This window comes from Paucibacter sp. KBW04 (genome assembly GCF_003852425.1).
Lineage (GTDB): Bacteria > Pseudomonadota > Gammaproteobacteria > Burkholderiales > Burkholderiaceae_C > Paucibacter_A.
This window is the reverse complement of the sequence record NZ_QAJN01000014.1, coordinates 276,485-301,853: the sequence shown is the minus strand read 5'-3', so window position 1 is coordinate 301,853 and position 25,369 is coordinate 276,485. Positions and strand designations below refer to the sequence as shown.

The window sequence follows — 25,369 nt, the reverse complement described above, 5'->3', positions numbered from 1 at the left end:
GCCGGGCGCTTTTTTTACGCCTCAATCTTTTGCTTTGAAGGGTTGGTGCGATTCCAACTCATTCACGTAGCCGCGCATGGCTTGGCCTTCCTGGGCCAGGAAATCGGCCACCGCGTTTTTGAAGTCCGGGTGGGCCAGCCAATGGCTGGACTGGGTCGGCACCGGCAGCAGGCCGCGCGCCATCTTGTGCTCGCCCTGGGCGCCGCCCTCAAAGCGCTGATAGCCCTGCTCGATGCACCATTGCAGGGGCTGGTAGTAGCAGGCGTCGAAGTGCAGGCAAGAGATCGGCTCCGCCGCGCCCCAGTAGCGGCCATAGGCCGCGCCGTGGGCTGGGTCCAAGGCAATCAATGAGGCGGCGACGCGGCTGCCATCGGCCCGGCAAGCGATGAAGAGCAGCCAATGTTCGGCCATGGTGGCGGCCATGCGGGCGAAGAAGTCCCGGCTCAGATAGGGCGTGCTGTGGTGGGCGCGGTAGGTGAGTTGGTAGCAGCGGTAGAAAAAATCCCAGTCCTGCTCGCGGATTTGCTCGCCTTGTCTGGCTTCAAAGCTGATGCCAGCCTCACGCACGCGGCGCTGTTCCTGCTGGATCTTCTTGCGCTTCTCGCGCTGCAGCGAGGCCAGGAAGTCCTCGAAGTTGGCATAGGGCGCGGGCGTACGGTTCTGCCAGTGGAACTGCACGCCATGGCGCTCCATCCAGCCCTGGGCTTGGGCCGCTTGTTGATCTACCGTCGTGCCGAAGAGCAGATGAGCCGAGGAGAGTTTTTGTTGTCGAGCCAGCGCCTGCAAGCCCTGCATCAAGACCTGACGCGCAGCCTCATCGGCAGCCAGCAAGCGGCTGCCCGGCACGGGGGTGAAGGGCACGGCCACCAGCAGCTTGGGGTAGTAGGCCAGGCCGTGGCGCTGATAGGCGTCGGCCCAGGCCCAGTCAAACACATACTCGCCGTAGGAATGGCTCTTCAGATAGGCCGGGCAGGCGGCCACCATTTCATCATTCAGCCAGACGCTGAGGAATAGCGGCTGCCAGCCGCTGCGGGCCACGGCGCTGCCCGAATCATGCAGGGCGCGAAAGTACTCCAGGCGCATAAAAGGTGTGGGCTGGCTTTGCCGCGCCAGCAGCTGATTCCACGGCGCCAATGCCGGATCGGCAGGGTCCTCATGGACCCGAATGACATAATCGAGCTGACCTGTTTTCAATCCAATCCTCATGTCCGTCAAAGTCGCGCTGGCGCAAATCAATGTCACCGTGGGTGACATCCAAGGCAATGCCCAAAAAGTCGTGGAATGGGGCCGCCGCGCCCATGCCGCCGGCGCCCGATTGTTGCTGACACCCGAGCTCAGCCTCTGCGGCTACCCCCCGGAAGACCTTTTGCTGCGTCCGGCTTTCATCCAGGCCTGTGAGGACGCCGTGGCCTGGATCGCGGCGGAACTGCGCGATTGTGCGGGCCTGCATGTGGTGCTGGGCCACCCCTACCAAAAGCCTGAGCAAAAAGCGGGCGAAGCCGCCGAGTCTGAGCAAGCTCGTAGCAAGAGCTGGGCCGTGCCTGACCGCTTCAACGCCGCCTCGGTGCTGGCCGGGGGTCAGGTCTTGCACACCTATTGCAAGCGCGAGTTGCCCAATTACCAGGTCTTTGATGAGCGCCGCTATTTCGTCTCGGGTCGCGACGCCGGTGAGGCCCCCGTGGTGTTCGAGGTCGACGGCCTGCGCTTTGGCCTGAATATCTGTGAAGACGCCTGGTTTGAGGAGCCAGCCCGTGCCGCCAAGGCGGCCGGCGCGCAAGTCTTGTGTGTCTTGAACGCCTCGCCCTTCCATCTGGGCAAGGTGGAGGAGCGCGAGCAGCGCATGGCCGAGCGGGTGGCCCAAATCGGCATGCCCTTGCTTTACTCCCATCTGGTGGGTGGGCAGGACGAGGTGGTGTTTGATGGTGCTTCCTTTGCGCTGGACGCCCAAGGTCGGGTGGCCGCACGTGCGCCCATGTTCGAAGAAGATCTGACCCTGATCGAGGTCGGTGCAGATGGGGCGGTACGGGGTCAGGTCTTGCCTCTGCCCGAGATGGAGGCCCAGGCCTGGGCCGCCCTGGTCACCGGCGTACGCGACTACATCGGCAAAAACGGCTTTCCCGGTGCCTTGATCGGCCTCTCAGGCGGCATCGACTCGGCCCTGGTGCTGGCGGTGGCGGTGGATGCGCTGGGAGCGGACAAGGTGCGCACGGTGATGATGCCCTCGCCCTACACGGCCGATATCTCCTGGATCGATGCCCGCGATATGGCCGAGCGACTGGGCGTGCGCTACGACGAAAAGTCCATCGTGCCCATGTTTGAGGCCTTCAACACCAGCCTGGCGGATGAGTTCAAAGGCCTGCCTCTGGATGCCACCGAAGAAAACATCCAGGCCCGCATCCGTGGCACCTTGCTGATGGCTTTGTCGAACAAGTTCGGCGCCATCGTGCTGACCACCGGCAATAAGAGCGAGATGGCGACCGGCTACTGCACGCTCTACGGCGATATGGCGGGGGGCTTTGCCGTGATCAAGGACGTGGCCAAGACCCTGGTGTTCCGCTTGGCCAATTGGAAGAACCAGCAGCCCAGCTTGCGAGCCGACGGCACGGTGGGCCCGGTGATCCCCGAGCGCATCATCACCCGCCCACCCTCGGCCGAGTTGCGGCCCGATCAGAAGGACCAGGACAGCCTGCCGCCTTACGAGGTGCTAGACGCCATCTTGGCTCGATATATGGAAGAGGATCAGTCCATCGCCGAGATCATCGCCGCGGGCTTTGCGCCGGCCGATGTGGAGCGGGTCACCCGGCTGATCAAGATCAACGAGTACAAGCGCCGTCAGGCGCCGGTCGGCATACGCATCACCCACCGCGCTTTTGGTCGGGATTGGCGCTATCCGATCACCTCAAAGTTCCGTGCTTAAATCGAAGCAACCCCTGTCCAACAATTCGGAGACCTCCCCATGAAGCAAATCACCGCCATCATCAAACCCTTCAAGCTGGACGAAGTGCGCGAGTCCCTGGCCGAGGTGGGCGCTTCGGGCCTGACCGTCACCGAGGTGAAGGGCTTTGGCCGCCAGAAGGGCCATACCGAGCTGTACCGTGGTGCCGAGTATGTGGTCGACTTCCTGCCCAAGGTGAAGGTCGAGGTCGTGGTCAAGGACGAGGACGTGGAGCGCTGCATCGACGCCATCCTCAAGGCCGCCAAGACCGGCAAGATCGGCGACGGCAAGATCTTCGTTACCCCGGTGGAGCAGGTGGTGCGCATCCGCACCGGCGAGACCGATGAAGAGGCGGTCTAAGCCTTCGGCGTTCACGGTCCAGTAAAAAAGCCCGCGTCGTTGCCGACACGGGCTTTTCTTTTTTTGGGCTGGAGTTCTACTTCTTCTTCACCGGCAACTGGGTCACCAACTGGGTGCCGCAGATCACATCGTGCAGAAATTGCTTTTGCGGCTGAATCAGGGTCAGCAAGAGGTAGGCGAGCATGCCCACAGTGAGGCAGCCAAAGATGGCAGCCGTGCTGTGCAGGTCTAGCAGCCAGGCCGTCAGCAGGGCGGGCATGAACCACAGCCAGCTCAGGACATAGCGGGCCAGGGCGCGGGCTTGGGTGAGCGGACGGCCCTGGCGGTCCAGCACCTGGATATGCCAGGCCTTCATCGCCACCGTCTGGCCGCCGCGTGACCAGAACCAGGCGAAGTAAATGCCCAGCACCGCGAACAAAAAGGCCTGCAAAGCATGTTGACCCTGCAGAGCATGGCGCTGTTGGGTCATGGCCGAGAAGAAGTAGCCTGCCACAAACACCACGCCGAATAAGACCACGCCTTCGTACATAAAAGCGGCCATGCGGCGCAGCAGCCCCGGCCGCGCAAAGTCCGCGACCGCTTGCGTCTCACTTGAGCTCATGGTTTGGGGGCAGGGGGTGTTTGGGGCTTTTTGGGCAGCAAGGTTTTGCTGTCCACCAGGCTGGGGTCGGCAAAGACCTTGGTCTGGCCGGCTTGCTGGTGGGCGGGCGGCAGGTTGCGGGTCTGATTGATCAGCACGGTGCTGGCACCTGACTTGGCCTGCACCACCGAGGGCGCGACCGATTTGCCCAGGGCCACCTTGGGGGCGGTAGGCACGCGATTGGACTTGGTCTGCACGCCATTGATGTCCAGGGTCGGCGCGGGCAGCTCGGCCGCCTTGCGGGCTTGCTTTTTCTGAGCCTTCTCGGCCAGGGCCTGGCGCTCCTCGGGGCTGAGGGCTTGGTAGGCCTCCCACTTGGCTTGACGCTCGTCCGGTTTCACCTGCTGAGCGACCTGGAAGCCCACGCGGGCGCGTTGGCGCTCTACCGGGCTTAGGCGAGCCCAGTCATGCATGCGCTCTTGCAGGCGGGTTTGTTCGGCTGCGGGCAGGCTGGGGTAGCGGGCCGCCACCTCTAGCCATTTGCCTTTGCGGAACTCGTCCAGCTTGTCCCAGTCCTTTTCAAGCGGCGCCAGCGCTGTCTTTTGCGCGGTGCTCAAGCCCACCCAATTCGGCGGCGGCAGCAGCGGGGTGGCGGCATGCGGCAGGCCTGGTGTGAGCGCTATCGGTTTGATGGCGGCTGGGGCAGGCCGTGGCAAGGGGCTACTAGCGGGCGCCTCGACGGCCAGGGGCGGGGGCGCTGCGGAAGCCGCGACCGAGGTGGGATCCGCTGCGCCCTGTGCTTGGACGAGGCCGTAGCAAAGCAAACAGCCCAGCGCCAAGGCGCCGAGCTGGAAGGTTTTTTTCTTGGTGTTTGGGCGAGGAACAATGCCTGCCGAGTGAGGAGCCGGGAAACGTTCGCTCATTCAAGACCCGTCGCTGTGTTGCTCTTCGCTGAGGAATTCCGAGAAGCCGGGGTCGCTATAGGCGGACGGCGGCAGGTGATCGGACAGCAGCGCGGTGTCGATCTCGGCAGAGGCATTGATTTGCTGGTACCACTGGGTGTGCTGGATCAGGAACAAGCCCAGAACCAGCATCAGCAAGGGCAGCAGGGAGGCGAATTTGAGCCAGCGTGGCGAAGTCTCTTGACTGCCCATGCCGCCATTGCCTCCGCCCAGCGCCAAAGTGGCGCCTATCTGCACCACCGGGGTGCTGGGGGCCAGTTGAACTTGGGCGGCACGCGCCGTCTTGGCTTTCAGCAGGGCTTGTTCGCGAGCAAAGCGCAGTCGCTCAGAAATGTCGTGAGGCAGGGTTTCATTGCGCTCGCTTAAGTCCGCCGCTACGCGCAGGCCAAAGCGCGTCATGCGGGTTTCAAGTTCCTGCGAAAAATGAGATGAAAGGCTTGTTGTGCTCATAGTGTGATCCCCTTGGCCTTCAGCGATTTTGCCAATGAATGGGAGGCACGGGAGCAATGCGTTTTGACGCTGCCTTCCGAACATCCCATGACGATGGCTGTCTCCGCGACATCCAACTCCTCCCAGTAACGCAGCAGGAAGGCTTCTCGTTGACGCTCCGGCAATTCAGCCACTTCCGCTTCGATCGCTTGCAAGATCTGGACCCGCGAGACTTCGTCGGCGGCGCTCAGCGCGCCGAGCGCGCCCTCCTGGCCTTCCAGCATCTGCATCAGGTCGAAATCGCTGTCGGGATCGTTGGATTCGAAGTCCGACATGTTCTGCATCACCGCCGTTCTCACCTTTTTGCGGCGGAACCAGTCCATGGTCGCATTCGACAAGATGCGCTGAAACAACAGTGGCAGTTCGGCCGCCGGGCGATCGAAATATTTTTCGGCCAGCTTGATCATGGCGTCCTGGACGATGTCCAGCGCACCGTCGTCGTCGCGCACGAGGTAGGCGGTGCGCTTGAACGCACGCCGGTCGACGCTCTTCAGAAAGTCGTTGAGTTCTTTGTCGGTGGCCAAGGATGAAGCGGGGGAGCCCGGGGCTGGAAATTGGTGCGCGGAGTATCGCACCGCAAGCCCTGTGCGATGCGCAGCCCACGTTCGCGGGGGCGGGCTTGTGCAATCTCCGTGCATAATGTTGCTTCGCACAATGAAGTTTCTGGTCTCAAGCTGGCTGCCCGACCCGGGTGCCATGTTTTTTGATTGCGCAGGTTCCGAGTCCACCTCACAAGGGTGCGAGAAGGGACACCGATGGTTTTTCGTTAGAGAAATTCACAAAGGTTTTATATGGAATTGCAAAGCGCGGAAGTCAAGCGTGCCCCCGCGGCACATTCACATTCCCCCCAAACGACCTCAACGTCTTCCGAGCTGAATGGCTCCGAGGCGCTGGTTCGCTGTCTGCAGGCCGAGGGTGTTCAATACCTCTGGGGCTATCCAGGCGGCTCAGTGCTCTATATCTACGACGCACTGTTCAAGCAAGAAACGATTCAGCACGTCTTGGTGCGCCATGAACAGGCGGCCGTCCACGCGGCCGACGGCTATGCCCGTGCGACCGGCAATGTCGGCGTTGCGCTGGTGACCTCGGGTCCCGGCGTCACCAATGCCGTCACCGGCATCGCGACCGCCTATATGGACTCCATCCCCATGGTGATCGTGACCGGCCAAGTGCCCACGCCCGCCATCGGCCTGGATGCCTTCCAGGAATGCGACACCGTCGGCATCACCCGCCCCATCGTCAAGCACAACTTCCTGGTGAAGGATGTGCGCGATCTGGTCGTGACGATGAAGAAGGCCTTCCACATCGCCCGCACCGGCCGCCCTGGCCCGGTGGTGGTGGACATCCCCAAGGATGTCTCCATGGCCAAACTGCCCGGCTTCAGCTATCCGCAGCATGTGGAAATGCGCTCCTACAACCCGGTGCGCAAAGGCCATTCGGGCCAAATTCGCAAGGCGGTGCAACTGCTGCTGCAGGCCAAGCGCCCTTATATCTATTCGGGTGGCGGCGTGATTCTGGGCGAGGCCTGTGCCGAGTTGCGCGAGCTGACCCAGTTGCTGGGCTACCCCATCACCAATACCTTGATGGGTCTGGGTGCCACGCCTGCCAGCGATCCCAGGTTCCTGGGCATGCTGGGCATGCACGGCACTTATGAGGCCAATATGACCATGCAGAACTGCGATGTTCTGCTGGCCGTGGGCGCTCGCTTCGATGACCGGGTGATCGGCAACCCGGCTCACTTCGCGACCGTGGATCGCAAGATCATCCATGTGGACATCGACCCCTCGTCGATCTCCAAGCGGGTGCGCGTGGACATCCCCATCGTGGGCGACGTCAAGGACGTGCTGCAGGAATTGATCTTCCAGATCAAGGAAGCGCGGGCCTTGCCCGATGCCAATGCCATCAACGCCTGGTGGAGCCAGATCAATGAATGGCGCCGCAAGGACTGCCTGGTCTACAAGCCCTCCACCGAGGTCATCAAGCCACAGATGGTGGTTGAGACCCTGTGCCGCCTGACCAAGAATCGCGACACCTACATCACCTCCGATGTGGGTCAGCACCAGATGTGGGCCGCCCAGTATTACGGCTTTGAGGAGCCGCGCCGTTGGATCAACTCCGGTGGCCTGGGCACCATGGGTGTGGGCCTGCCCTACGCGATGGGCATCAAGCTGGCCAAGCCCGAATCCGATGTGTTCTGCGTGACGGGCGAAGGCTCTATCCAGATGTGCATTCAGGAGCTGTCCACCTGCCAGCAGTACAGGACGCCGGTGAAGATCGTCGCCTTGAACAACCGCTATCTGGGCATGGTTCGGCAGTGGCAGCAACTGGATTACGGTGGCCGCTATTCCCATAGCTATATGGATGCGCTGCCCGACTTCGTCAAGCTGGCCGAGGCCTACGGCCATGTGGGCCTGCTGGTGACCCGGCCCGAGGATGTGGAAGGCGCTTTGAAAGAGGCCATCCGCCTGAAGGACCGCACGGTCTTTCTGGACATCCGCACCGATCCGACCGAGAACGTCTGGCCCATGGTCCAGGCGGGCAAGGGCATTTCGGAAATGCGATTGGGGTCCGAAGACCTCTGAGTTTGGATGAGTGGGGCCGGGACGTTCGCTCATGCGTTGATCACGCGCAGCGTCAGTGGCTCCGCCGTTTAGGCCAAGAGTTCGGACAAGCCCTTTCATTTATCCATCGAAGAGCGTGGCCAAGAGCCTGCGGTTACCGCCGCTGGCTTGAAGAGCGCGAAGGACGACACCCCATGAAGCACATCATTGCATTGCTGATCGAGAACGAGCCGGGCGCGCTATCGCGTGTGGTGGCCTTGTTCTCCGCCCGTGGCTACAACATCGAGAGCCTGACGGTGGCGCCGACGGAGGACCCGTCGCTGTCCCGCATGACCATCGTGACCACCGGTTCCGACGAGGTGATCGAACAGATCACCAAGCACTTGAACCGACTGATCGAGGTGGTCAAGGTGGTGGACCTCACCGAGGGCAACTTCACCGAGCGCGAGCTGATGCTGATCAAGGTCCGCGCCGTTGGCAAGGAGCGCGAAGAAATGAAGCGCACCGCCGACATCTTCCGCGGCCGCATCATCGACGTGACCGAGAAGACCTACACCATCGAGTTGACCGGTGATTCATCCAAGCTGGATGCCTTCATCGATTCCATCGACCGCGCCTCCATTTTGGAAACGGTACGCACCGGCTCCAGCGGCATCGGTCGTGGCGAGCGCATCCTGCGCGTCTAAGTTTTTTCTACCCAACACCCCAAGAATTTTCCCTGGAGATCGACATGAACGTTTTTTACGACAAGGACGCTGACCTGAGCCTGATCAAGGGCAAGAACGTCACCATCATCGGCTACGGCTCACAAGGCCATGCCCACGCACAAAACCTGAACGACAGCGGCGTCAAGGTCACCGTCGGTCTGCGTCGCAGCGGCGCGTCCTGGGCCAAGGCCGAGAACGCCGGCCTCAAGGTCGCCGAGATCGCCGACGCGGTCAAGGCCGCCGATGTGGTCATGATTCTGCTGCCCGACGAGCAGATCGCCGAGGTCTACAAGAACGAGGTCGAGCCCAATATCAAGCAAGGCGCTTCGCTGGCCTTCGCCCACGGCTTCAATGTGCACTACGGCCAGGTCACGCCGCGTGCCGACCTGGACGTCTGGATGGTCGCGCCCAAGGCCCCCGGCCACACCGTGCGCGGCACCTACACCCAAGGTGGCGGCGTGCCCCACCTGATCGCCGTCTATGCCGATAAGACCGGCAAGGCGCGTGATTTGGCCCTGAGCTACGCCTCGGCCAATGGTGGTGGCAAGGCCGGCATCATCGAAACCAATTTCCGCGAAGAGACCGAGACCGATCTGTTCGGCGAGCAAGCCGTGCTGTGCGGCGGTGCCGTCGAGCTGATCAAGGCCGGTTTCGAGACCCTGACCGAAGCCGGTTACGCGCCCGAAATGGCTTACTTCGAGTGCCTGCACGAGTTGAAGCTGATCGTTGACCTGATTTATGAAGGCGGTATCGCCAACATGAACTACTCGATCTCCAACAACGCCGAGTACGGTGAGTATGTGACCGGCCCCCGCGTCGTGACCGAAGACACCAAGAACGCCATGCGTCAGTGCCTGAAGGACATCCAGACCGGCGAGTACGCCAAGAGCTTCATCCTGGAAAACAAGGCCGGCGCCCCGACCCTGTTGAGCCGCCGCCGCTTGACCGCCGAGCATCCCATCGAGCAGGTCGGTGAGAAGCTGCGCGCCATGATGCCCTGGATCAAGGCCAACAAGCTGGTGGATCGTTCCAAGAACTGATCACTGTGGCCCGCCTCTAAAGCCGCGTGCGCTTGCAGCCCACGCGGCTTTTTTGTACCCGCCACTGCGGTATCCTTCCGCCCCATGACTGATCCCAAAAACAAGCTCCGCGCCGACGGGCCGGAAGAAGATGATGACGGTGTGCAGGGCCTGCCCCGCCCGCGCCGCAAAGGTATTTATGTGCTGCCCAATGCCATCACGCTGGCGGCACTGTTCTCTGGCTTTTACGCCATCGTGATGGCCATGAATGGCCGCTTCGAGGTGGCTTGCATCGCGATCTTTTGCGCCGCCGTGCTGGACAGCCTGGATGGCCGCGTGGCCCGCATGACGAATGCGCAAAGCGCGTTCGGCGAGCAGATGGACAGCCTCTCCGATATGGTGAGCTTCGGCGCCGCGCCGGCCCTGATCGTTTATATCTGGGCCTTCAAGGACATGGGCAAGCTGGGTTGGATCCCATCCTTTGTCTATATCGCCGGGGCGGCCCTGCGGCTGGCGCGCTTCAACGTCAATATCGGTGTGGTCGACAAGCGCTTCTTCCAAGGCCTGCCCAGCCCCGCGGCGGCGGCCGTGGTCATCGGCATGATCTGGGCCTTTGATGATGCGGGCTTCAAACAGGTGACCCAAGTGCCCTGGGTAATGTGGACGGCCTTCGGCCTGACCCTGTTCGCTGGCTTGTCTATGGTGACCAATGCACCGTTCTACAGTTTCAAGGTGGTGGGCGCGCGCCGTACCGTGCCATTTGTGGTGCTGGTTGCGATTGCCCTGGCCATTGTCTTGATCAGCCAGAACCCGCCGCTGGGCTTGTTCGCCATCTTCTGCGCCTACGCACTGTCGGGTTATGTGATCTATGCCTGGCGCAAAGCCAAGGGCCGACCCGTCAGCATGATTGCAACATCGACCGATGAACCCGATGAAAAGGGCTTGCATCACTGAGTCTGCAAGCTTTGTTTGAGGTCTTGCGTGCTATATTCAAAACCATGAATCGCCTGAACGTGCTCGCTCTACTACTAGGACCCCAACGGGTTCGCTGATCGCGCACGTCCATCCAAACGTTGAGATCTCGTCGGCCCGTATGCAAGCAGCAGCGGGCCGTTTTTGTTTTTACCCATCCCAACCCGTCCCTTCTGTTGCTTGCGAACACAAATCACCTGGAATCAAACCATGTTGAAGCAAGCACAGAACAAGTACCGCGCCTTTGCCCCCATTGCTCTTGCCAATCGGACCTGGCCCGATGTGCAACTCAGCAAGGCTCCGCAATGGCTGAGCACCGATTTGCGTGACGGCAACCAAGCCCTGATCGAACCCATGGATCCGCAGCGCAAGCTGCGCATGTTCCAGATGCTGGTGAGAATCGGCTTCAAGGAAATCGAAGTAGGTTTCCCCTCGGCCTCGCAGGCGGACTTCGATTTCGTGCGCTTGCTGATCGAGGAGGATTTGATCCCCGCCGACGTCAGCATCCAGGTGCTGACCCAGGCCCGCCAGCCCCTGATCGAACGAACCTTTGAGTCCTTGCGCGGCGCGCGGCGCGTCATCGTCCATCTCTACAACGCCGTGGCCCCGGTGATGCGCCGGGTGGTGCTCGGTATGGATGAAGATCAGATCGTCGATCTGGCCGTTACCCACACCCGCATGGTGCGCGAGCTGGCCGCTCAGCAGCCGGCCACCGAGTTCGTCTTCCAGTATTCGCCTGAGATGTTCTCGGGCACCGAACTGGCTTTTTCCAAGCGGGTGGTGGATGCGGTGACCGAGGCCTGGGGCGTCACGGCCGAACGCAAATGCATCATCAATCTGCCCGCGACGGTGGAGCATTCCACGCCGAATATCTTTGCCGATATGGTCGAGTGGATGCACCGCCATCTGCAGCGCCGCGAGGCCATCGTGCTGTCGGTCCACCCGCACAATGACCGTGGCACCGGCACGGCGGCCGGCGAGTTCGCCCTGATGGCCGGAGCCGATCGCATCGAGGGCTGCTTGTTCGGCAATGGCGAGCGCACTGGCAATGTGGATCTGGTCAATATCGCTCTCAATCTCTACACCCAGGGCATCTACCCCGAGCTGGATTTCTCAGACATCGACGAGGTGCGTCGCTGCGTCGAGCATTGCAATCAACTCGCCGTGCATCCGCGCCATCCTTATGTTGGCGATCTGGTCTACACCTCCTTCTCGGGCTCGCACCAGGATGCGATAAAAAAGGCCTTTGCCGCCCGCAAGGAGGGCGAGATTTGGGACATGCCTTATCTGCCCATCGATCCCAAGGACTTGGGCCGCAGCTATGACGCGGTGATCCGCGTGAACAGCCAGTCAGGCAAGGGCGGTATCTCTTATCTGCTGGAGGCCGAGTACGGGGTGGAACTGCCGCGCCGTCTGCAGATCGAATTCAGCCAGGTGGTGCAGGCGGTGATGGACGATGCGGGCAAGGAATTGTCGGCCGCCGATTTGTGGCGCATTTTTGAGGGCGAGTATGGTCTGGCCGATGCACAGGCCGCCGCCAGTCTGCAACACACAGCCCTGACCGAGATTGATGCCGGCCAAGTGGCCCTGCGCGCGCAAGCCCTGATCGGCCAAAACCGCATCGAGGTGCAAGGCCAGGGCAGCGGCCCCATCGACGCTTTTGTCGAGGGCCTGAATCGCCAACTGCCCGCGGGACTGCGGGTGCTGGACTATCACGAGCACGCCATCGGCAGCGGCGCCAATGCGCGCGCCGTGGCCTATCTGGAACTGCGCATCGGCGAGAGCCAGACCCTGTTTGGCGTTGGCATTGATGCGAACATCGTGTCTGCCTCGCTCAAGGCCATCGTGTCCGGCCTGAATCGCGCCGCCCGGCAGGGTCACCTGACACTGGCCGACGAGCCGGTGGCGTCGATCTGAAGAATTAGCAAAGCCAAGCCCCGTCAAGTTTTCTAGGAAAGCCCCATCCCATGAGCCAGCAACTGATTATTTTCGACACCACCTTGCGCGACGGTGAGCAAAGCCCCGGCGCCTCCATGACCAAGGACGAGAAGCTGCGCATTGCGCGTCAATTGGAGCGGCTCAAGGTCGATGTGATCGAGGCGGGTTTTGCGGCCTCCAGCAACGGGGACTTCGAGGCGGTCAAGGCGATTGCCGATGCGATCCGCGAGAGCACCATCTGTTCGCTGGCCCGTGCCAATGATCGTGACATCGCCCGTGCCGCCGAGGCCTTGAAGGGCGCGGCCCGTTCGCGCATCCATACCTTCATCGCGACCAGCGAGTTGCATATGGAGAAGAAACTGCGCATGACGCGCGAGCAGGTGCTGGAGCAGGCGATTCAGGCCGTGCGTTTTGCCCGCAATCTGACCGACGACATCGAGTTCTCGCCCGAAGACGGCTATCGCTCCGACCCCGAGTTCCTGGCGCGGGTGGTGGAGGCGGTGATCAAGGAAGGCGCGCGCACCATCAATATTCCCGACACCGTGGGCTATGCCATCCCCGAGCTCTACGGCAACTTCATCAAGACTCTGCGCGAACGCGTGCCTAACTCGGATCAGGCCATCTGGTCGGTGCATTGCCATAACGACCTGGGCATGGCCGTGGCTAACTCCCTGGCCGGTGTGCAAATCGGTGGCGCGCGTCAGGTCGAGTGCACCATCAACGGCCTGGGCGAGCGGGCGGGCAATTGCTCCTTGGAAGAGGTGGTGATGGCGATCAAGACCCGCCGCGACTACTTTGGCCTGGACATCAATATCGATGCCAAGCAGATCGTGGCCGCCTCCAAGCTGGTTTCGCAAACCACCGGTTTTGTGATCCAGCCCAATAAGGCCGTGGTGGGCGCCAATGCTTTTGCCCACGCCTCGGGCATCCACCAGGACGGCGTGCTGAAGGCGCGTGACACCTACGAGATCATGCGGGCCGAAGATGTGGGCTGGAGCGCCAACAAAATCGTGCTGGGCAAGCTGAGCGGTCGCAACGCCTTCAAGCAGCGCCTGCAAGAACTGGGCATCACGCTGGAGTCCGAGGCCGAGGTGAACGCCGCCTTTGTGCGCTTCAAGGATCTGGCCGACCGCAAGAACGAAATCTTCGACGAGGACATCATCGCCCTGGTGATGGACGAGTCCGTCACCGCCGAGCAAGAACATTACCGTTTGGTGGCTCTGGCCCAGCGCTCCGAAATGGGCGAGCGTCCGCAAGCCAATGTGGTGTTTGCCGCCGGCGAGGTGGAACACAGCACCCATAGCGAGGGCAATGGCCCGGTGGATGCGGTGCTGCGTGCGATCGAGTCGGCCGCTCAAAGTGGCGCCGAGATGCTGCTCTATTCGGTCAATGCCATCACCAGCGGAAGCACAGAATCGCAGGGTGAGGTGACAGTTCGCCTGCAGCATGCGGGGCGTGTGGTCAATGGCGTGGGGGCCGATCCCGACATCGTCGTGGCCTCGGCCAAAGCCTATCTAAGCGCGCTCAACAAGCTGCACAGCAAGACCGAGCGAGTCGCGGCCCAAGGTTGATCGGGTCATGACCCGGCCCACACTGGCAGGCTTTGTGTAGGCGAAATGGCAAAAATGCGCGTTGAAAGCTACGGAGTAGGGTATGAGCTAGGGTTTCTACGTCCTGCTTGATACAAAGCTCCGCTTTAAAAGCGGAGCCTAAGCTTTTGATCTTGCCTGTGTTTTTCCTATCACCTAAACTAAGCGCCAGACCTCGGGACCGGATTGAAGATGATTAAATCAATGTTGTCACGCACCTTCCTGTGCGCCGCTTTGGTGGCCACGGGCTTGGCCCTGCCTGCACAGGCAGCGTCAAACACGCGGACCAAGGCGACGTCTGCCAAGCAAAGTGCTCAGAAGGCACCGGTCAAGAAGGCCCGTGCGGGCAAGCAGAACGTGGCCTCGGCCAAGTCTTCGCGCAGCGTTCGCAAGGCCGCAGCGGCTGGCGCGGCCGCCGCTGCGGTCGTCGCAGCCAAGCCGACCTATGGTCAGCTCTACGGCCTGCATGCGGTGGAAGACCCGCTGGATCTGAAGTCCAGCGTGGCCCTGGTGATGGACCAGGAAACCAATGAGGTCCTGTTCTCCAAGAACCCCTCCGCGGTGCTGCCCATCGCCTCCATCACCAAGCTGATGACGGCCCTGGTGGTGGTGGATGCCGGCCAGTCCATGGACGAGAAGCTGACCATCACGGACGAAGACATCGATTCCGAGAAGGGCACCCGTTCACGCCTGGTCGTTGGCACAACCTTGACGCGTGGCGAGATGATGCATCTGGCCCTGATGTCGTCGGAAAACCGTGCCGCCAACGCCATGGGCCGCAACTACCCCGGTGGCTTGCCGGCTTTTGTGGCGGCGATGAACCAGAAGGCTCAGTCCCTGGGCATGACGGACACCCATTATGTGGAGCCCACCGGCCTGTCCAGCCGCAATCAATCCAGCGCCAAGGACTTGGCGGCCCTGGTGAAGGTGGCGCATGAAGTGCCGCTGCTGCGTGAACTATCCACCTCGCGTGAGTACCAGGTGGCCCTGGGCCGGCGTCAAGTGGCTTTCCACAGCACCAATGGCTTGCTGAGCAATCCGGGCTGGGACATCGGCCTGCAAAAAACCGGTTTCATCAACGAGGCCGGTCGTTGCCTGGTGATGCAAGCGCGTATGGCCGGCCGCAAGCTGATCATGGTGTTCCTGGACTCCACCGGCAAATACTCGCGGATCGGCGATGCCGAGCGGGTGCGCAAGTGGATCATCAGCAACCCGGCCGAGCTGAATCACGCCAAGGTCAAGACTGGCGGCTGATCTCGCTGACTACCCCAAAAAAGAAACGCGCTCATCGAGCGCGTTTTTTTATGCTCTGCGCAGCCGCCGAACTCAGCCACCGCGGTAGCCCAGCTCGGCCGAGATCTGCGCCGCGGTTTCCTTCAGCCGCGCCAGCCAGGACTCTTCCAGGCGATCGGCCGGGGCGGAGATGGACAGGCCGGCGATCAGCTTGGCTTGGTCGTCGTAAATGCCGGCCGCCATGCAGCGCACGCCCAACTCCAACTCCTCGTCGTCACGGGCAACGCCGCGCTGGCGCACCAAGGCCATCTCGCGTTCTAGGGCGATGATGTCGGTCAGGCTGTTGCGGGTGTGGCCGGCCAAGCCGGTGCGGGTGGCATAGCTGCGCACACGCAAGGGGTCATCGCTGGCCAAAAACAGCTTGCCCACCGAGGTCAGATGCAAGGGTGCCCGGCCGCCTACGGCGCGCACGACTTGCATGCCGGAGCGCTCGCTATACGTGCGCTCGATATAGACGATTTCATCGCCTTGGCGCACCGAGAGATTGACCGGCTGGTGGGTGAATTTGTGCAGCTCGCGCATGGGGCCGATGGCGGCGTCGCGCACATCCAGGCGGGCCTTGACCAGATTGCCCAGCTCCAGCATGCGCATGCCCAGGCGGTAGCTGCCGGCCTCGGGTCGGTCGACAAAACGGCCAATCGCCAAGTCGTTGAGAATGCGGTGCGCGGTGGAAGGGTGCAGACCCGTGCTGGCGCTGATTTCCTTCAGGGACACCGGGTCCTGATGACTGGCCAACACATCCAATAGCGAAAACATGCGTTCCAGCACCTGGATGGCTGGCGCCTTATCCTCTTTGCTTTTCATGCAGACATTGTGCGGGAGTTTGATTTGTTTTGTATTACGAAAACCGCATCCGCGCCTCGATATGGTTTCCTGCGAGCAACACCGGCTGTTCAGGGTGCTGAATACAAGGCCTCAGGCTTGATTTTTGGCCTTGTCTTTGCACCCTTGCTCGCCCTTGTTTTGTCTCTGCTGACAGGGCAAGCTGCCCTGGCGCAGGCAGCGGCTTCGCCCGTGGCCTCAGGTGCCAGCGCGGCGCCAGCGCCAGCGCCTACTTGGCAGCGATTTCCCCGTCTGCAGGGGCGCATCACGGCTGCACAGCTGGGTCTGGTGATCAATAGCGCCGACCCTTACTCGGTGGCGGTGGGTGAGTACTACGCCGCCCGTCGCAATATTCCCGAAGCCAATATCCTGCGGCTGAGCTTGCCCTTGCGCGCCGCCCTGGACCTGGCAGAGTTTGAGGCCTTGCAAGCGCAGATCAAGGCCGAGCTGGGCCCCGAGGTGCAGGCCTTGGCCCTGGCTTGGACCCAGCCCTATGCCGTGGCCTGCAACTCCATCACCAGCGCCTTGGCCCTGGGTTTTCAGCCCGAGATTTGCAAGAACAGCTGCGCGCCCTCGCAGCCTTCGCCCTATTTCAATTATTTTGGCGCTCGGCCCTTCCGTGACCTGGGGCTGCGGCCGTCCATGCTCTTGGCTGCCCGCAGTGTGGAGAGCGCCAAAGCCTTGATCGAGCGCGGCATTGCCTCCGATCACAGCCTGCCGGGCTTCAGCCCCGCGAATGCCTACTTCGTCAGCACCAGTGACACGGCGCGCAATGTGCGGGCCAGCCTGTTTCCGCCTGCCAGCCGCCTGCCTGGTCTGCAAGTGCAGCCGGTGGCGCAGCAGCATCTGCCCAGCATGAGCCGGACCCTGATTTATCAAACCGGCCTGGTCAGCGTGCCCGGCCTAGATCAGGTGGATTGGCTGCCCGGTGCTCTGGCCGATCATCTGACCTCGTATGGTGGGCAGTTGGAGCGTCGGCTGGAAAACGGCAATGTGCAGATGAGCGCCCTGGATTGGTTGGAAGCCGGTGCCACGGCCAGCTATGGCACGGTCAGCGAGCCCTGCAATCACCGCCAGAAGTTCCCGCATCCACAGTTTCTTTTGCTGGCCTATGTGCAAGGCGTGTCGGCCTTGGAGGCCTACTGGCATAGCGTGTTATGGCCCGGCCAGGGCCTGTTCATCGGCGAGCCCTTGGCTGCGCCCTTCAGCCGACCTTTTTGAGGGCATGGCGGGCCGCCGCCATACCGGCCCGAACCGCGCCTTCCAGCGTGGCGGGGTAGGGGCCTTGCACATAGTCGCCGGCCGCTTGCAGCCCCGCTGCGATCTCGCGCGGCGGGCGTTGCTGGCCGGGTGTGCAGGCAAAGGTGGCGCGCTTCTCGGCCAGCACGCGCTGCACTTGCGGCGGGCTATGCCAATCGAACTCGCGCAGCGCCTGGGCCAGCACTTGCTCGCCGGTGGCGCCAAGGCCTTTGTCTACCCAGGCGGCCGCCCCGCTGATGACGAAGGCGAAAGCGCCGCTGCGCTCGTCTTGCAGGCTGAGCTGGCCCAGGTCGAAGACAAACTGCGCCGGGGCATTGGGACCCTCCTGCAGGGCCACCATGGGCGCGGGCAGGCGGCTACCGGGGCTGTGCAGATAGACGGTGATGATGGGCTCATAGCGCAGCTGCGCGGCCTGTGCCGCCCAGCTGGATTGGATCTCGGCGCACAGCCGGGCGGCTTCCACAGGGCTGCAGGCCAGGATCAGCTGGTCGAAAGCTTGGCCATCAACAAGCCAAACCTTGTCGCTGCGGCTCAATTGCTGCACCCTTTGGCCCAGGTGCAGCTTGACCCCATGCGCTTGCAGCCAGCGTTGCGCCGGTGTGGCGAGCAACTCGCTGAGCGATAGCCGGGGCAAGAGCAGATCGGCGCTACCTGGGCCGCTGAACAAGGCGTCGTGCAGCACGCGCAAAAAGGTCTGGGCGCTGGCATGGCTCGCCGGGGTGTTGAGCGCGGCCACGCACAGGGGCTCGATCAAGTCTTGTTTGACGCATGGCGGCAGCCCGGCGCACAAGGTCTGCACCGTCCAGGCGGGCGGGCAGTGGAAACCGCGCAAAAGCCAGCCGCCGGCGGCCGCCAAAAGGCGCAAGCGAGCCAGGAGCGGCCAATTTGAATAGGCCAAGACGCCGCGCGCGAAGCTGATCAGTGGCGCACCCGCTGGCAGCTGCAAACCCTCGTGGCGCGGGTAGCGCAGGCGCAGCGGTGTGCGCAAAAAAGCCTGCGCCAAATCGACACCCAGGCTTTGCATTAGGGCCAAGCTCTGGCTGTAGGCGCCGATCAGGATGTGCTGGCCGTTGTCCAGCTGAGCGAAGGGCGCGGCCTCGCCGGTGGCCAGGCTGCGGGCTCGACCGCCCAACTGCCCAGCCATCTCAATGAGCGTGACTTGCGCGCCCTGCTGGCAGGACGTGACGGCCGCCGCGATGCCGGCCCAACCGCCGCCGATAACGGCAATTCTCAGCGGCTGGCTCAACGGCCCGTCCAGTTGGTGCGCATGGCGATCCAGACCTTGCGCAGCGGGGTCAGGGAGATGCGCTGCTCCAGCACGCGAAAGCCTTCCAGCTCGATCTCGCGCAGCAGGGCGCGGTAGATATTGGCCATCATCAGGCCGGGTTTTTGGGCCTTGCGATCGGCCTCGGGCAAGAGGGCGAAGGCCTCGTCATACAGCTGGTGGGCCCGCTGGGCCTGGAACTTCATCAGGGCGGTGAAGCGCTCGCTATAGCCCCAGGGCTTTGTGCGCAGCAAGATTTCATGCGCTTTGACATCGAATTGCTGCAGCTCCGAGATGGGCAGATAGATGCGGCCACGGCGAGCGTCATCGCCCACGTCGCGGATGATATTGGTCAGTTGCATGGCCTGCCCCAGCTTGTGGGCGTAGGCAATGGTCTCGGGCTGGCTGCGGCCAAAAATGCCCGAGGCGACTTCGCCCACCACGCCAGCCACCAGATGGCAGTAGCGCTGTAGGCCGGGGTAGTCGAGGTAACGCGTTTGTTCCAGATCCATTTGGCAGCCGTCGATGACGGCGTTCAGGTGCTCCAGACGGATGTCAAAGGCCGCGCAATGCGGCATCAAGGCCCGCATCACCGGATGCTGGGGCTGACCGGCGAAGGCATTGGCGGCTTCCTTGCGCCACCAGGCCAGCTTGGTGGCGGCCACGCCCAGATCCTCGGTCTCGTCCACCACATCGTCGACCTCGCGGCAAAACGCGTAGAAAGCGGTGATGGCCGCGCGCCGCGGCGGAGGCAGGAAGGAGAAGGCGTAATAAAAGCTGGAGCCGCTCTTGGCGGCCTTTTCCTGCACGTACTGCTCGGGGTTCACAGGGCTTCCTTTGAAGGTGTGGGCGCGCCTGCGGCACGCATGCTCAGGGCGCGAAAGAGCAGGGCAGGGGCGTCAAGGGCGACGAGTTTGGGGCGTTGAACAAGGCTTGCATATTGCATCGCGCGGATTTTCTCAAGAATTCGCAGGCCGCCTTGTACCACCAGTCGAAGCTCCCAGCCGGCACGCCCCGGGATCTGGTGCACCAGGGGGGCGCCCTCCAGCATCAATTGCTCGGCCCAGTCGCACAAATCGCGGATCAGGGCTCTTGCGGCCGGGCTGTCCTGGCAGGCCAAGAGGGCTTGCGCGTCCAGGCCGTGGCGCTGCAGATCGCTTTGTGGCGCATAGACCCGGCCCTTGGGGCCGTCGCGCGTGAAGTCCTGCCAGAAGTTGATCAGCTGCAAGGCGCTGCAGATGGCATCGGAGCGGCGCAGGGCGCTGGCCTCGTTCAGCCCGTAAAGATGCAGCAGCAGGCGCCCCACCGGATTGGCTGAGCGGCTGCAGTAGGCCAGCAATTCGGCCCGGTCGCTGTAGCGCTGCTGGTGCAGGTCTTGTTCAAAGGCGTCCAGCAGTTGTTCAAGCAAGGGCAGGGGGAGCCGATATTGCTGCAGGACGGGGATCAAAGGATTGAAGACCTGGCTGGCCCAGCGCGGCGAGGGTGCTCGGCCCTCTGCGGCGGCGCGCAGGTCGGCGCGATAGTCTTGCAGGTCCTGGATGCGCTGGGCTTGGTTGGCCTCGCCTTCATCGGCCAGATCGTCGGCGGTGCGAGCGAAATGGTAGATGGCGGCAATGGCCGGGCGCAGAGGCTTGGGGCAGAGCCAGGAGGCAACGGGGAAATTTTCGTAGTGTTCTATGCTCACAGGCCAGATTGTGTGGGGATTCCAGCCGCTCTTCGGCGAGCCAGAGCTTGGCTAGAAAAAAACAGGTGAATATGCCCCTGCGGGCGGCTTGCGGCGCTGGTGAGAGGTTTTTTTGTGGGGCCCGGCCCCGCTCTGTTTGACAGGGCTTGGCCCCTTGCATACATTACTGACCCATTAGTCAATAACGTTTTTGCCCTGTTGCAAGGCCCTGCTGGTGGCTTGCTGCGGGTGCCGGGAACGCAAATATCTGAGGTTGTTCATGCCCCATCCCTCGCCCAAGGCCTTGCTGCTGACGCCCTTGCTTCTCTTGCTGGCCTTGTTGAGCGCCTGCAGCAAGCAAGACGGCCATCCCGAACCGGAGCGCGCTGTGCGCACCCAGGTCCTGCAATGGGACTCCGCGGGCATGACGTATGAGTACGCGGCCGAGATTCGCGCCCGCACCGAGTCGCGCTTGTCCTTTCGCGTCGGCGGCAAGATCCTGAGCCGAAAGGTCAATCTGGGCGATGTGGTCAAGCCCGGCCAGCTGTTGGCCCAGCTGGACGCGCAAGATTTGCAGCTGGCTCGTGCCGCGGCCGAGGCCGGCGTGGCGGCAGCCCGCACCAACCGCGATCAGGCCGGCGCCGACTACAAGCGCTATATCGATCTGGAAAAACAAGGGTTCATCAGCGCGGCCGAGCTGGAGCGTCGCAGCTCGGCCTTCAAGGCCGCGCAATCTCAGCTGGATCAGGCCAAGGCCCAGGGCAGCGCGCAGGACAATCAAACCGGCTACGCCCAGCTGATCGCCGATGTGGCGGGCGTGGTGACCGGGGTGGATGCCGAGCCCGGCATGGTGGTGGCGGCCGGCACGCCGGTGCTGCGCATCGCCCAGGACGGGCCGCGGGACGTGGTGTTTTCGGTGCCCGAGGACCAAGTCGCCATGTTCCGCCAAGTGGCCGCCAAGCCGGGTGCCTTGAAATTCAAGCTCTGGGGCCCTGGCCAGGCGAGTAGCGAAGCCAGTTTGCGAGAGGTCTCGGCCGCGGCCGATCCGGTGACACGCACCTTTTTGATCAAGGCGGATGTGGGCCGGGTGGACGCCCGCCTGGGCCAGACGGCCGTGGTCAGCCTGCAGCCGCCGCGCACCGAGCAAGTCATCAAGCTACCGCTGACGGCCTTGTTGCAGGAGCAGGGCAAGAGTTCGGTCTGGGTGCTCGACCCCGGGTCTATGAGCTTGAAAGCGCAGCCGGTGAAGATCGCCGGCGCGGAGGGCAATGAGGTGGTGATCGCCTCTGGCCTGCAGCCCGGCCAGGAGGTGGTGGTCGCCGGTGTGCATGTGCTCAAGGCGGGCCAGAAGGTGCAGCGTTACCAGTCGCCAGCGGCCAGCACGCAGCCGGCCTCAGCCGCTCGTTGAGCCGGGAGCATCGATGAGCAATCAAGAAGAACAGACCTCGGGCAATTCGGTGAGCCCGGGCAGCGGTCGCCGCAATTTCAATGTCTCGCGCTGGGCCTTGGAGCATCCGGCCCTGACGCGTTATCTGATGGTGGTGCTGATGTTGATGGGCTTTGTGGCCTATTTCCAACTCGGCCAGGATGAGGACCCGCCGTTCACCTTCCGACTGATGGTGGTGCAGGCCTTCTGGCCCGGCGCCACGGCCCAGCAGGTGGCCGAGCAGGTGACCGACAAAATCGAGAAGACCTTGCAGGAGGTACCTTACTCCGATCGGGTGCGCAGCTACACCAAGCCGGGTGAGTCCCTGACCATCTTCATGCTCAAGGAAGACACGCCGGCCAAGGAGGTCAACGAGATCTGGTACCAGGTGCGCAAGCGGGTGGGTGATATGTCGCGCACCTTGCCGCAAGGAGTGATTGGGCCGGTCTTCAACGATCAGTTCGGCGATGTGTACGGCTCCATCTTCGCGCTCTCCGCCGACGGTTTCTCGCGCGAGGAGTTGCGCGAGCAGTCGGAGCGGGTGCGCTCGGCTCTGCTGAAAGTGCGCGATGTGGCCAAGGTGGAGGCCTTTGGCGTGCAGCCGGAAAAGGTCTTCGTCGAGATCTCGCAAAAGCGGCTGGCCAATCTGGGTCTGGACGTCAACCAGGTGATTGCTCAGCTGGGCGCGCAGAACGCGGTGGAGAGCGCCGGGGTGCTGGACGCCGGCGGCGGCAGCCTGCAGGTGCGGGTGCAGGGGCAGTTCAACTCGGTGCAGGCGCTGAAGGACTTTCCCATTCGCGCGCTCAACCCCAGCACCGGCCAGGCCAGTTCCTTACGCCTGGGCGATATCGCCGAGATCAAGCGCGACTATGTGGACCCACCGACCGTGATGGTGCGTCACCAGGGCAAGGACGTGATCGCCCTGGGCATCTCCATGGCCAAGGGCGGCGACATCGTCGCCATGGGCCAGGCCTTGCAGGCCGCGGTCGTCGATATCCGCAAAAACCTGCCCGCCGGCATCGAGCTGGAGCAGATCCAGGACCAGCCCCAGGCGGTGACGCGTTCGGTGAACGAGTTCGTCAAGGTCTTGATTGAGGCGGTGGTGATTGTGCTGGCCGTCAGCTTCATCTCCCTGGGCTTGCATACCAAGCCCCTGCGCGTGGACATCTGGCCGGGCTTGGTCGTGGCCATCACCATCCCCCTGGTGCTGGCGATTACCTTCGTCACCATGTTTTACTGGGGCGTGGGCCTGCACAAGATTTCGCTGGGCTCGCTCATCATTGCCCTGGGGCTCTTGGTGGACGACGCCATCATTGCGGTGGAGATGATGGTGCGCAAGCTGGAGGAGGGCTACGACAAGATGACGGCGGCCACCTTCGCTTACGACGCCACGGCCATGCCCATGCTGACCGGCACCTTAATCACCGCCGTGGGCTTTTTGCCGATTGGCTTGGCCAAGTCCAGCACCGGTGAGTACACCTTCGCCATTTTTGCGGTGACGGCGGCGGCCCTGGTCATCAGCTGGTTGGTGTCGGTCTATTTCGTGCCCTACCTGGGCGCCCTGCTGCTCAAGACGCATCGCTCCAACGAGGGCGGCGAAGCGCATGAGTTGTTTGACACGCCTTTCTACAACCGCTTCCGCAGCCTGGTGCGCTGGTGCGTGCTCAATCGCTGGAAGACGATTGGCATGACCTTGCTGGTGTTTGCGCTGGGCCTGGTCGGTATGGGCCGGGTGCAGCAGCAGTTTTTCCCGGACTCCAGCCGGCCGGAGATTCTTGTCGATCTGTGGCTGCCCGAAGGCTCCACCATTCAGCAAAGCCAGGCCGTGGCCAAGCGCTTTGAGGCCCGCATGATGCAGGAGCAGGGCGTGGCCACGGTCAGCACCTGGATCGGCTCCGGCGTGCCGCGCTTCTACCTGCCGCTGGATGTGGTCTTCCCTCAGCCCGGCGTCAGCCAGGCCATCGTCTTGCCCAAGGACTTGCATGAACGCGAGGCCTTGCGCAAGCGTCTGCCGGCCTTGATGGCGGCCGAGTTTCCCGAGGTGCGCACCCGCATCAAGCTGCTGCCTAACGGCCCACCGGTGCAGTATCCGGTGCAGTTCCGCGTGGCCGGTGAGAACGTCCAGGAAGTGCGGCGCTGGGGTGATGAGGCCAAGGCGATTCTGGCCGCCAACACCCATATGCGCGGGGTCAATGACAACTGGAACGAGTCCATCAAGGTCTTGAAATTGGAGATCGATCAGGACAAGGCGCGCGCCCTGGGCGTGAGCAGCCAGGCCCTGGCGCAGACCTCGCGCACCCTGCTGTCAGGCAATACCATCGGCCAGTACCGCGAGGGCGACAAGCTGATCGATATCGTCTTGCGCCAGCCCTTGGACGAGCGCAATGCCATCACCGATATCGGCAATTCCTATGTGGCCACCAGCAGCGGCCGAGCCATTCCGCTCACCCAGATCGCCAAGGTGGGCTTTGCCTGGGAGCCCGGCGTGCTGTGGCGTGAAGGTCGCAATTACGCGGTGACGGTGCAGGGCGATGTGAGTGAAGGCCTGCAGGGGGCCACCGTGACGGCCGAGGTTTGGCCGCAGATGCAGGCCTTGCAAGCCAAGATGCCGCCGGGCTACACCATCTCGGTGGCCGGTGCGGTGGAAGAAAGCAGCAAGGGTCAGGGCTCCATCGCCGCCGGCGTGCCCATCATGCTCTTCATCACCTTCACCTTGCTGATGCTGCAGTTGCAGAGCTTCTCGCGCTCCATGCTGGTCTTCCTGACTGGGCCGCTAGGCATCGCCGGTGTGGCTGCGGCCTTGCTGCTTTCGGGCAAGCCCTTTGGTTTTGTGGCCTTGCTGGGTGTGATTGCCTTGATGGGCATGATTCAGCGCAACTCGGTGATCCTGATCGACCAGATCGAGCAGGACCGCGCGCGTGGGGTGCCGGACTGGCAGGCGGTGGTGGAGTCGGCCGTGCGCCGCTTCCGCCCCATCGTGCTGACGGCCGCCGCCGCGGTGCTGGCCATGGTGCCCCTGTCTCGCAGCGTGTTCTGGGGGCCTATGGCCGTGGCCATCATGGGTGGGCTGATTGTGGCTACCGCGCTGACGCTGCTGGCCCTGCCTGCCATGTACGCGGCCTGGTTCCGCATCAAGCGGCCGGACTGAGTGGCGCTGCAAGAGTCGGTCAGGTGATGGCTTGTGCCTCGCCCAGACCGGCATGCAGCGTTTGTTTGAGTAAATTTTTCTCGGCATACCGGGCCTGGAATCAGGCCTGTCGAGAGCAAATCCTGTCCTGGGTTTTCCTAGGTCGCGAAAATCGCTCTCGCAAATGGCTACAATCCACGGTTTGCCGAATTGCCGCAGTCTTGCTGAGCGGTCGGGCGCCGAGTTTGCTTGAGCTTCAAGTCTCACAAATTCATGGGGTCCAACTTCAAGCGGGTCTGAAATCCTCTAGCGCGGGTGGCGAAATTGGTAGACGCACCAGGTTTAGGTCCTGACGCCTTCACCGGCGTGCCGGTTCGAGTCCGGCCCCGCGCACCAGATAAC

Annotated in this window: 21 protein-coding genes and 1 tRNA gene; 13 read left to right on the top strand and 9 right to left on the bottom strand. The window is 62.7% G+C overall.

What is annotated here, in order from left to right:
• Positions 1-21: 21 nt before the first annotated feature.
• Positions 22-1,206 (bottom strand): GNAT family N-acetyltransferase, encoded by a 1,185-nt coding sequence (locus DBR47_RS18310; RefSeq protein ID WP_124452675.1) that lies wholly within the window; start codon positions 1,204-1,206, stop codon positions 22-24.
• On the opposite strand from DBR47_RS18310, the gene DBR47_RS18305 reads away from it, so the two are divergent.
• Together DBR47_RS18305 and DBR47_RS18300 are read left to right on the top strand one after the other, a co-directional pair.
• A complete protein-coding gene (locus DBR47_RS18305) occupies positions 1,205-2,917 on the top strand; it encodes an NAD+ synthase (RefSeq protein WP_124452673.1) in 1,713 nt (570 codons plus the stop codon). The genes DBR47_RS18310 and DBR47_RS18305 overlap by 2 nt on opposite strands.
• A 39-nt stretch (positions 2,918-2,956) precedes the next feature.
• Positions 2,957-3,295: a P-II family nitrogen regulator gene (locus DBR47_RS18300; RefSeq protein ID WP_124452671.1), complete on the top strand. Its 339-nt coding sequence runs from the start codon at positions 2,957-2,959 to the stop codon at positions 3,293-3,295.
• 76 nt (positions 3,296-3,371) lie between these two features.
• Here the strand turns inward: DBR47_RS18300 and DBR47_RS18295 are convergent, their stop codons facing one another.
• From DBR47_RS18295 to DBR47_RS18280, 4 genes are read right to left on the bottom strand one after another with little or no spacing between them, the layout of a single operon-like run.
• Positions 3,372-3,896 carry an RDD family protein gene (locus DBR47_RS18295; RefSeq protein WP_124452669.1) on the bottom strand — a complete coding sequence of 175 codons (525 nt, stop codon included), beginning with the start codon at positions 3,894-3,896 and terminating at the stop codon, positions 3,372-3,374.
• A complete protein-coding gene (locus DBR47_RS18290) occupies positions 3,893-4,798 on the bottom strand; it encodes a DUF3106 domain-containing protein (protein ID WP_124452667.1) in 906 nt (301 codons plus the stop codon). Before DBR47_RS18290 ends, DBR47_RS18295 begins: the two co-directional genes overlap by 4 nt.
• Positions 4,799-5,287 carry a DUF3619 family protein gene (locus DBR47_RS18285; protein ID WP_231512376.1) on the bottom strand — a complete coding sequence of 163 codons (489 nt, stop codon included), beginning with the start codon at positions 5,285-5,287 and terminating at the stop codon, positions 4,799-4,801.
• On the bottom strand, positions 5,284-5,850 hold the full coding sequence (locus DBR47_RS18280) for an RNA polymerase sigma factor (protein WP_124452665.1): 567 nt from the start codon (positions 5,848-5,850) through the stop codon (positions 5,284-5,286). The genes DBR47_RS18285 and DBR47_RS18280 overlap by 4 nt, the downstream gene beginning before the upstream one ends.
• Before the next feature lie 267 nt (positions 5,851-6,117).
• Here DBR47_RS18280 and DBR47_RS18275 point away from each other — a divergent pair, with 267 nt between their 5' ends.
• The 7 genes from DBR47_RS18275 to pbpG all read left to right on the top strand — a co-directional run bounded on the left by DBR47_RS18275 (position 6,118) and on the right by pbpG (position 15,366).
• Complete coding sequence (locus DBR47_RS18275; RefSeq protein WP_124452663.1) at positions 6,118-7,908, top strand: acetolactate synthase 3 catalytic subunit; 1,791 nt, start codon at positions 6,118-6,120, stop codon at positions 7,906-7,908.
• A gap of 173 nt (positions 7,909-8,081) precedes the next feature.
• Complete coding sequence (gene ilvN / locus DBR47_RS18270; RefSeq protein ID WP_124452662.1) at positions 8,082-8,573, top strand: acetolactate synthase small subunit; 492 nt, start codon at positions 8,082-8,084, stop codon at positions 8,571-8,573.
• Between the two features lie 44 nt (positions 8,574-8,617).
• On the top strand, positions 8,618-9,634 hold the full coding sequence (ilvC, locus tag DBR47_RS18265) for a ketol-acid reductoisomerase (protein ID WP_124452660.1): 1,017 nt from the start codon (positions 8,618-8,620) through the stop codon (positions 9,632-9,634).
• Between the two features lie 84 nt (positions 9,635-9,718).
• Positions 9,719-10,567 (top strand): CDP-diacylglycerol--serine O-phosphatidyltransferase, encoded by an 849-nt coding sequence (pssA, locus tag DBR47_RS18260; RefSeq protein WP_124452658.1) that lies wholly within the window; start codon positions 9,719-9,721, stop codon positions 10,565-10,567.
• A gap of 228 nt (positions 10,568-10,795) precedes the next feature.
• Complete coding sequence (leuA, locus tag DBR47_RS18255; RefSeq protein WP_124452656.1) at positions 10,796-12,502, top strand: 2-isopropylmalate synthase; 1,707 nt, start codon at positions 10,796-10,798, stop codon at positions 12,500-12,502.
• A gap of 50 nt (positions 12,503-12,552) precedes the next feature.
• Positions 12,553-14,094 carry a 2-isopropylmalate synthase gene (locus DBR47_RS18250; protein ID WP_124452654.1) on the top strand — a complete coding sequence of 514 codons (1,542 nt, stop codon included), beginning with the start codon at positions 12,553-12,555 and terminating at the stop codon, positions 14,092-14,094.
• Between the two features lie 222 nt (positions 14,095-14,316).
• Positions 14,317-15,366 carry a D-alanyl-D-alanine endopeptidase gene (pbpG, locus tag DBR47_RS18245; protein ID WP_231512375.1) on the top strand — a complete coding sequence of 350 codons (1,050 nt, stop codon included), beginning with the start codon at positions 14,317-14,319 and terminating at the stop codon, positions 15,364-15,366.
• Positions 15,367-15,438: 72 nt separating this feature from the next.
• Here the strand turns inward: pbpG and DBR47_RS18240 are convergent, their stop codons facing one another.
• Complete coding sequence (locus DBR47_RS18240; RefSeq protein ID WP_124452650.1) at positions 15,439-16,209, bottom strand: IclR family transcriptional regulator; 771 nt, start codon at positions 16,207-16,209, stop codon at positions 15,439-15,441.
• A gap of 210 nt (positions 16,210-16,419) precedes the next feature.
• Between DBR47_RS18240 and DBR47_RS18235 the strand changes: the two genes are divergently transcribed.
• Complete coding sequence (locus DBR47_RS18235; RefSeq protein WP_124452647.1) at positions 16,420-17,448, top strand: TIGR03790 family protein; 1,029 nt, start codon at positions 16,420-16,422, stop codon at positions 17,446-17,448.
• Here the strand turns inward: DBR47_RS18235 and hpnE are convergent.
• The 3 genes from hpnE to hpnC are packed head-to-tail and all read right to left on the bottom strand — an operon-like array spanning position 17,432 to position 20,435.
• Positions 17,432-18,733, bottom strand: coding sequence for a hydroxysqualene dehydroxylase HpnE (gene hpnE, locus DBR47_RS18230; protein WP_231512374.1), 1,302 nt, complete (start codon positions 18,731-18,733; stop codon positions 17,432-17,434). The genes DBR47_RS18235 and hpnE overlap by 17 nt on opposite strands.
• Positions 18,730-19,578 (bottom strand): presqualene diphosphate synthase HpnD, encoded by an 849-nt coding sequence (gene hpnD / locus DBR47_RS18225; RefSeq protein ID WP_124452645.1) that lies wholly within the window; start codon positions 19,576-19,578, stop codon positions 18,730-18,732. Before hpnD ends, hpnE begins: the two co-directional genes overlap by 4 nt.
• Positions 19,575-20,435 (bottom strand): squalene synthase HpnC, encoded by an 861-nt coding sequence (gene hpnC / locus DBR47_RS18220; protein WP_124452643.1) that lies wholly within the window; start codon positions 20,433-20,435, stop codon positions 19,575-19,577. The genes hpnD and hpnC overlap by 4 nt, the downstream gene beginning before the upstream one ends.
• A 259-nt stretch (positions 20,436-20,694) precedes the next feature.
• Here hpnC and DBR47_RS18215 point away from each other — a divergent pair, with 259 nt between their 5' ends.
• From DBR47_RS18215 to DBR47_RS18205, 3 genes are all read left to right on the top strand, one after another.
• Complete coding sequence (locus DBR47_RS18215) at positions 20,695-21,822, top strand: efflux RND transporter periplasmic adaptor subunit (protein WP_124452641.1); 1,128 nt, start codon at positions 20,695-20,697, stop codon at positions 21,820-21,822.
• A gap of 13 nt (positions 21,823-21,835) precedes the next feature.
• Entirely contained in the window at positions 21,836-24,988 is a 3,153-nt protein-coding gene (locus DBR47_RS18210; RefSeq protein WP_124452639.1) for an efflux RND transporter permease subunit, read from the top strand.
• 288 nt (positions 24,989-25,276) lie between these two features.
• Positions 25,277-25,363 (top strand) — tRNA-Leu (locus DBR47_RS18205).
• Positions 25,364-25,369: the final 6 nt, after the last annotated feature.

What these genes read in the sequence shown, in the direction of transcription:
- DBR47_RS18285 (WP_231512376.1), bottom strand. Translation starts at nt 5,287, where the DNA reads ATGAGCACAACAAGCCTTTCATCTCATTTTTCGCAGGAACTTGAAACC.
- DBR47_RS18290 (WP_124452667.1), bottom strand. Translation starts at nt 4,798, where the DNA reads ATGAGCGAACGTTTCCCGGCTCCTCACTCGGCAGGCATTGTTCCTCGC.
- DBR47_RS18215 (WP_124452641.1), top strand. Translation starts at nt 20,695, where the DNA reads ATGCCCCATCCCTCGCCCAAGGCCTTGCTGCTGACGCCCTTGCTTCTC.
- pbpG (WP_231512375.1), top strand. Translation starts at nt 14,317, where the DNA reads ATGTTGTCACGCACCTTCCTGTGCGCCGCTTTGGTGGCCACGGGCTTG.
- DBR47_RS18300 (WP_124452671.1), top strand. Translation starts at nt 2,957, where the DNA reads ATGAAGCAAATCACCGCCATCATCAAACCCTTCAAGCTGGACGAAGTG.
- DBR47_RS18275 (WP_124452663.1), top strand. Translation starts at nt 6,118, where the DNA reads ATGGAATTGCAAAGCGCGGAAGTCAAGCGTGCCCCCGCGGCACATTCA.
- DBR47_RS18310 (WP_124452675.1), bottom strand. Translation starts at nt 1,206, where the DNA reads ATGAGGATTGGATTGAAAACAGGTCAGCTCGATTATGTCATTCGGGTC.
- ilvN (WP_124452662.1), top strand. Translation starts at nt 8,082, where the DNA reads ATGAAGCACATCATTGCATTGCTGATCGAGAACGAGCCGGGCGCGCTA.
- DBR47_RS18305 (WP_124452673.1), top strand. Translation starts at nt 1,205, where the DNA reads ATGTCCGTCAAAGTCGCGCTGGCGCAAATCAATGTCACCGTGGGTGAC.
- leuA (WP_124452656.1), top strand. Translation starts at nt 10,796, where the DNA reads ATGTTGAAGCAAGCACAGAACAAGTACCGCGCCTTTGCCCCCATTGCT.
- DBR47_RS18250 (WP_124452654.1), top strand. Translation starts at nt 12,553, where the DNA reads ATGAGCCAGCAACTGATTATTTTCGACACCACCTTGCGCGACGGTGAG.
- DBR47_RS18240 (WP_124452650.1), bottom strand. Translation starts at nt 16,209, where the DNA reads ATGAAAAGCAAAGAGGATAAGGCGCCAGCCATCCAGGTGCTGGAACGC.
- DBR47_RS18295 (WP_124452669.1), bottom strand. Translation starts at nt 3,896, where the DNA reads ATGAGCTCAAGTGAGACGCAAGCGGTCGCGGACTTTGCGCGGCCGGGG.
- DBR47_RS18210 (WP_124452639.1), top strand. Translation starts at nt 21,836, where the DNA reads ATGAGCAATCAAGAAGAACAGACCTCGGGCAATTCGGTGAGCCCGGGC.
- ilvC (WP_124452660.1), top strand. Translation starts at nt 8,618, where the DNA reads ATGAACGTTTTTTACGACAAGGACGCTGACCTGAGCCTGATCAAGGGC.
- pssA (WP_124452658.1), top strand. Translation starts at nt 9,719, where the DNA reads ATGACTGATCCCAAAAACAAGCTCCGCGCCGACGGGCCGGAAGAAGAT.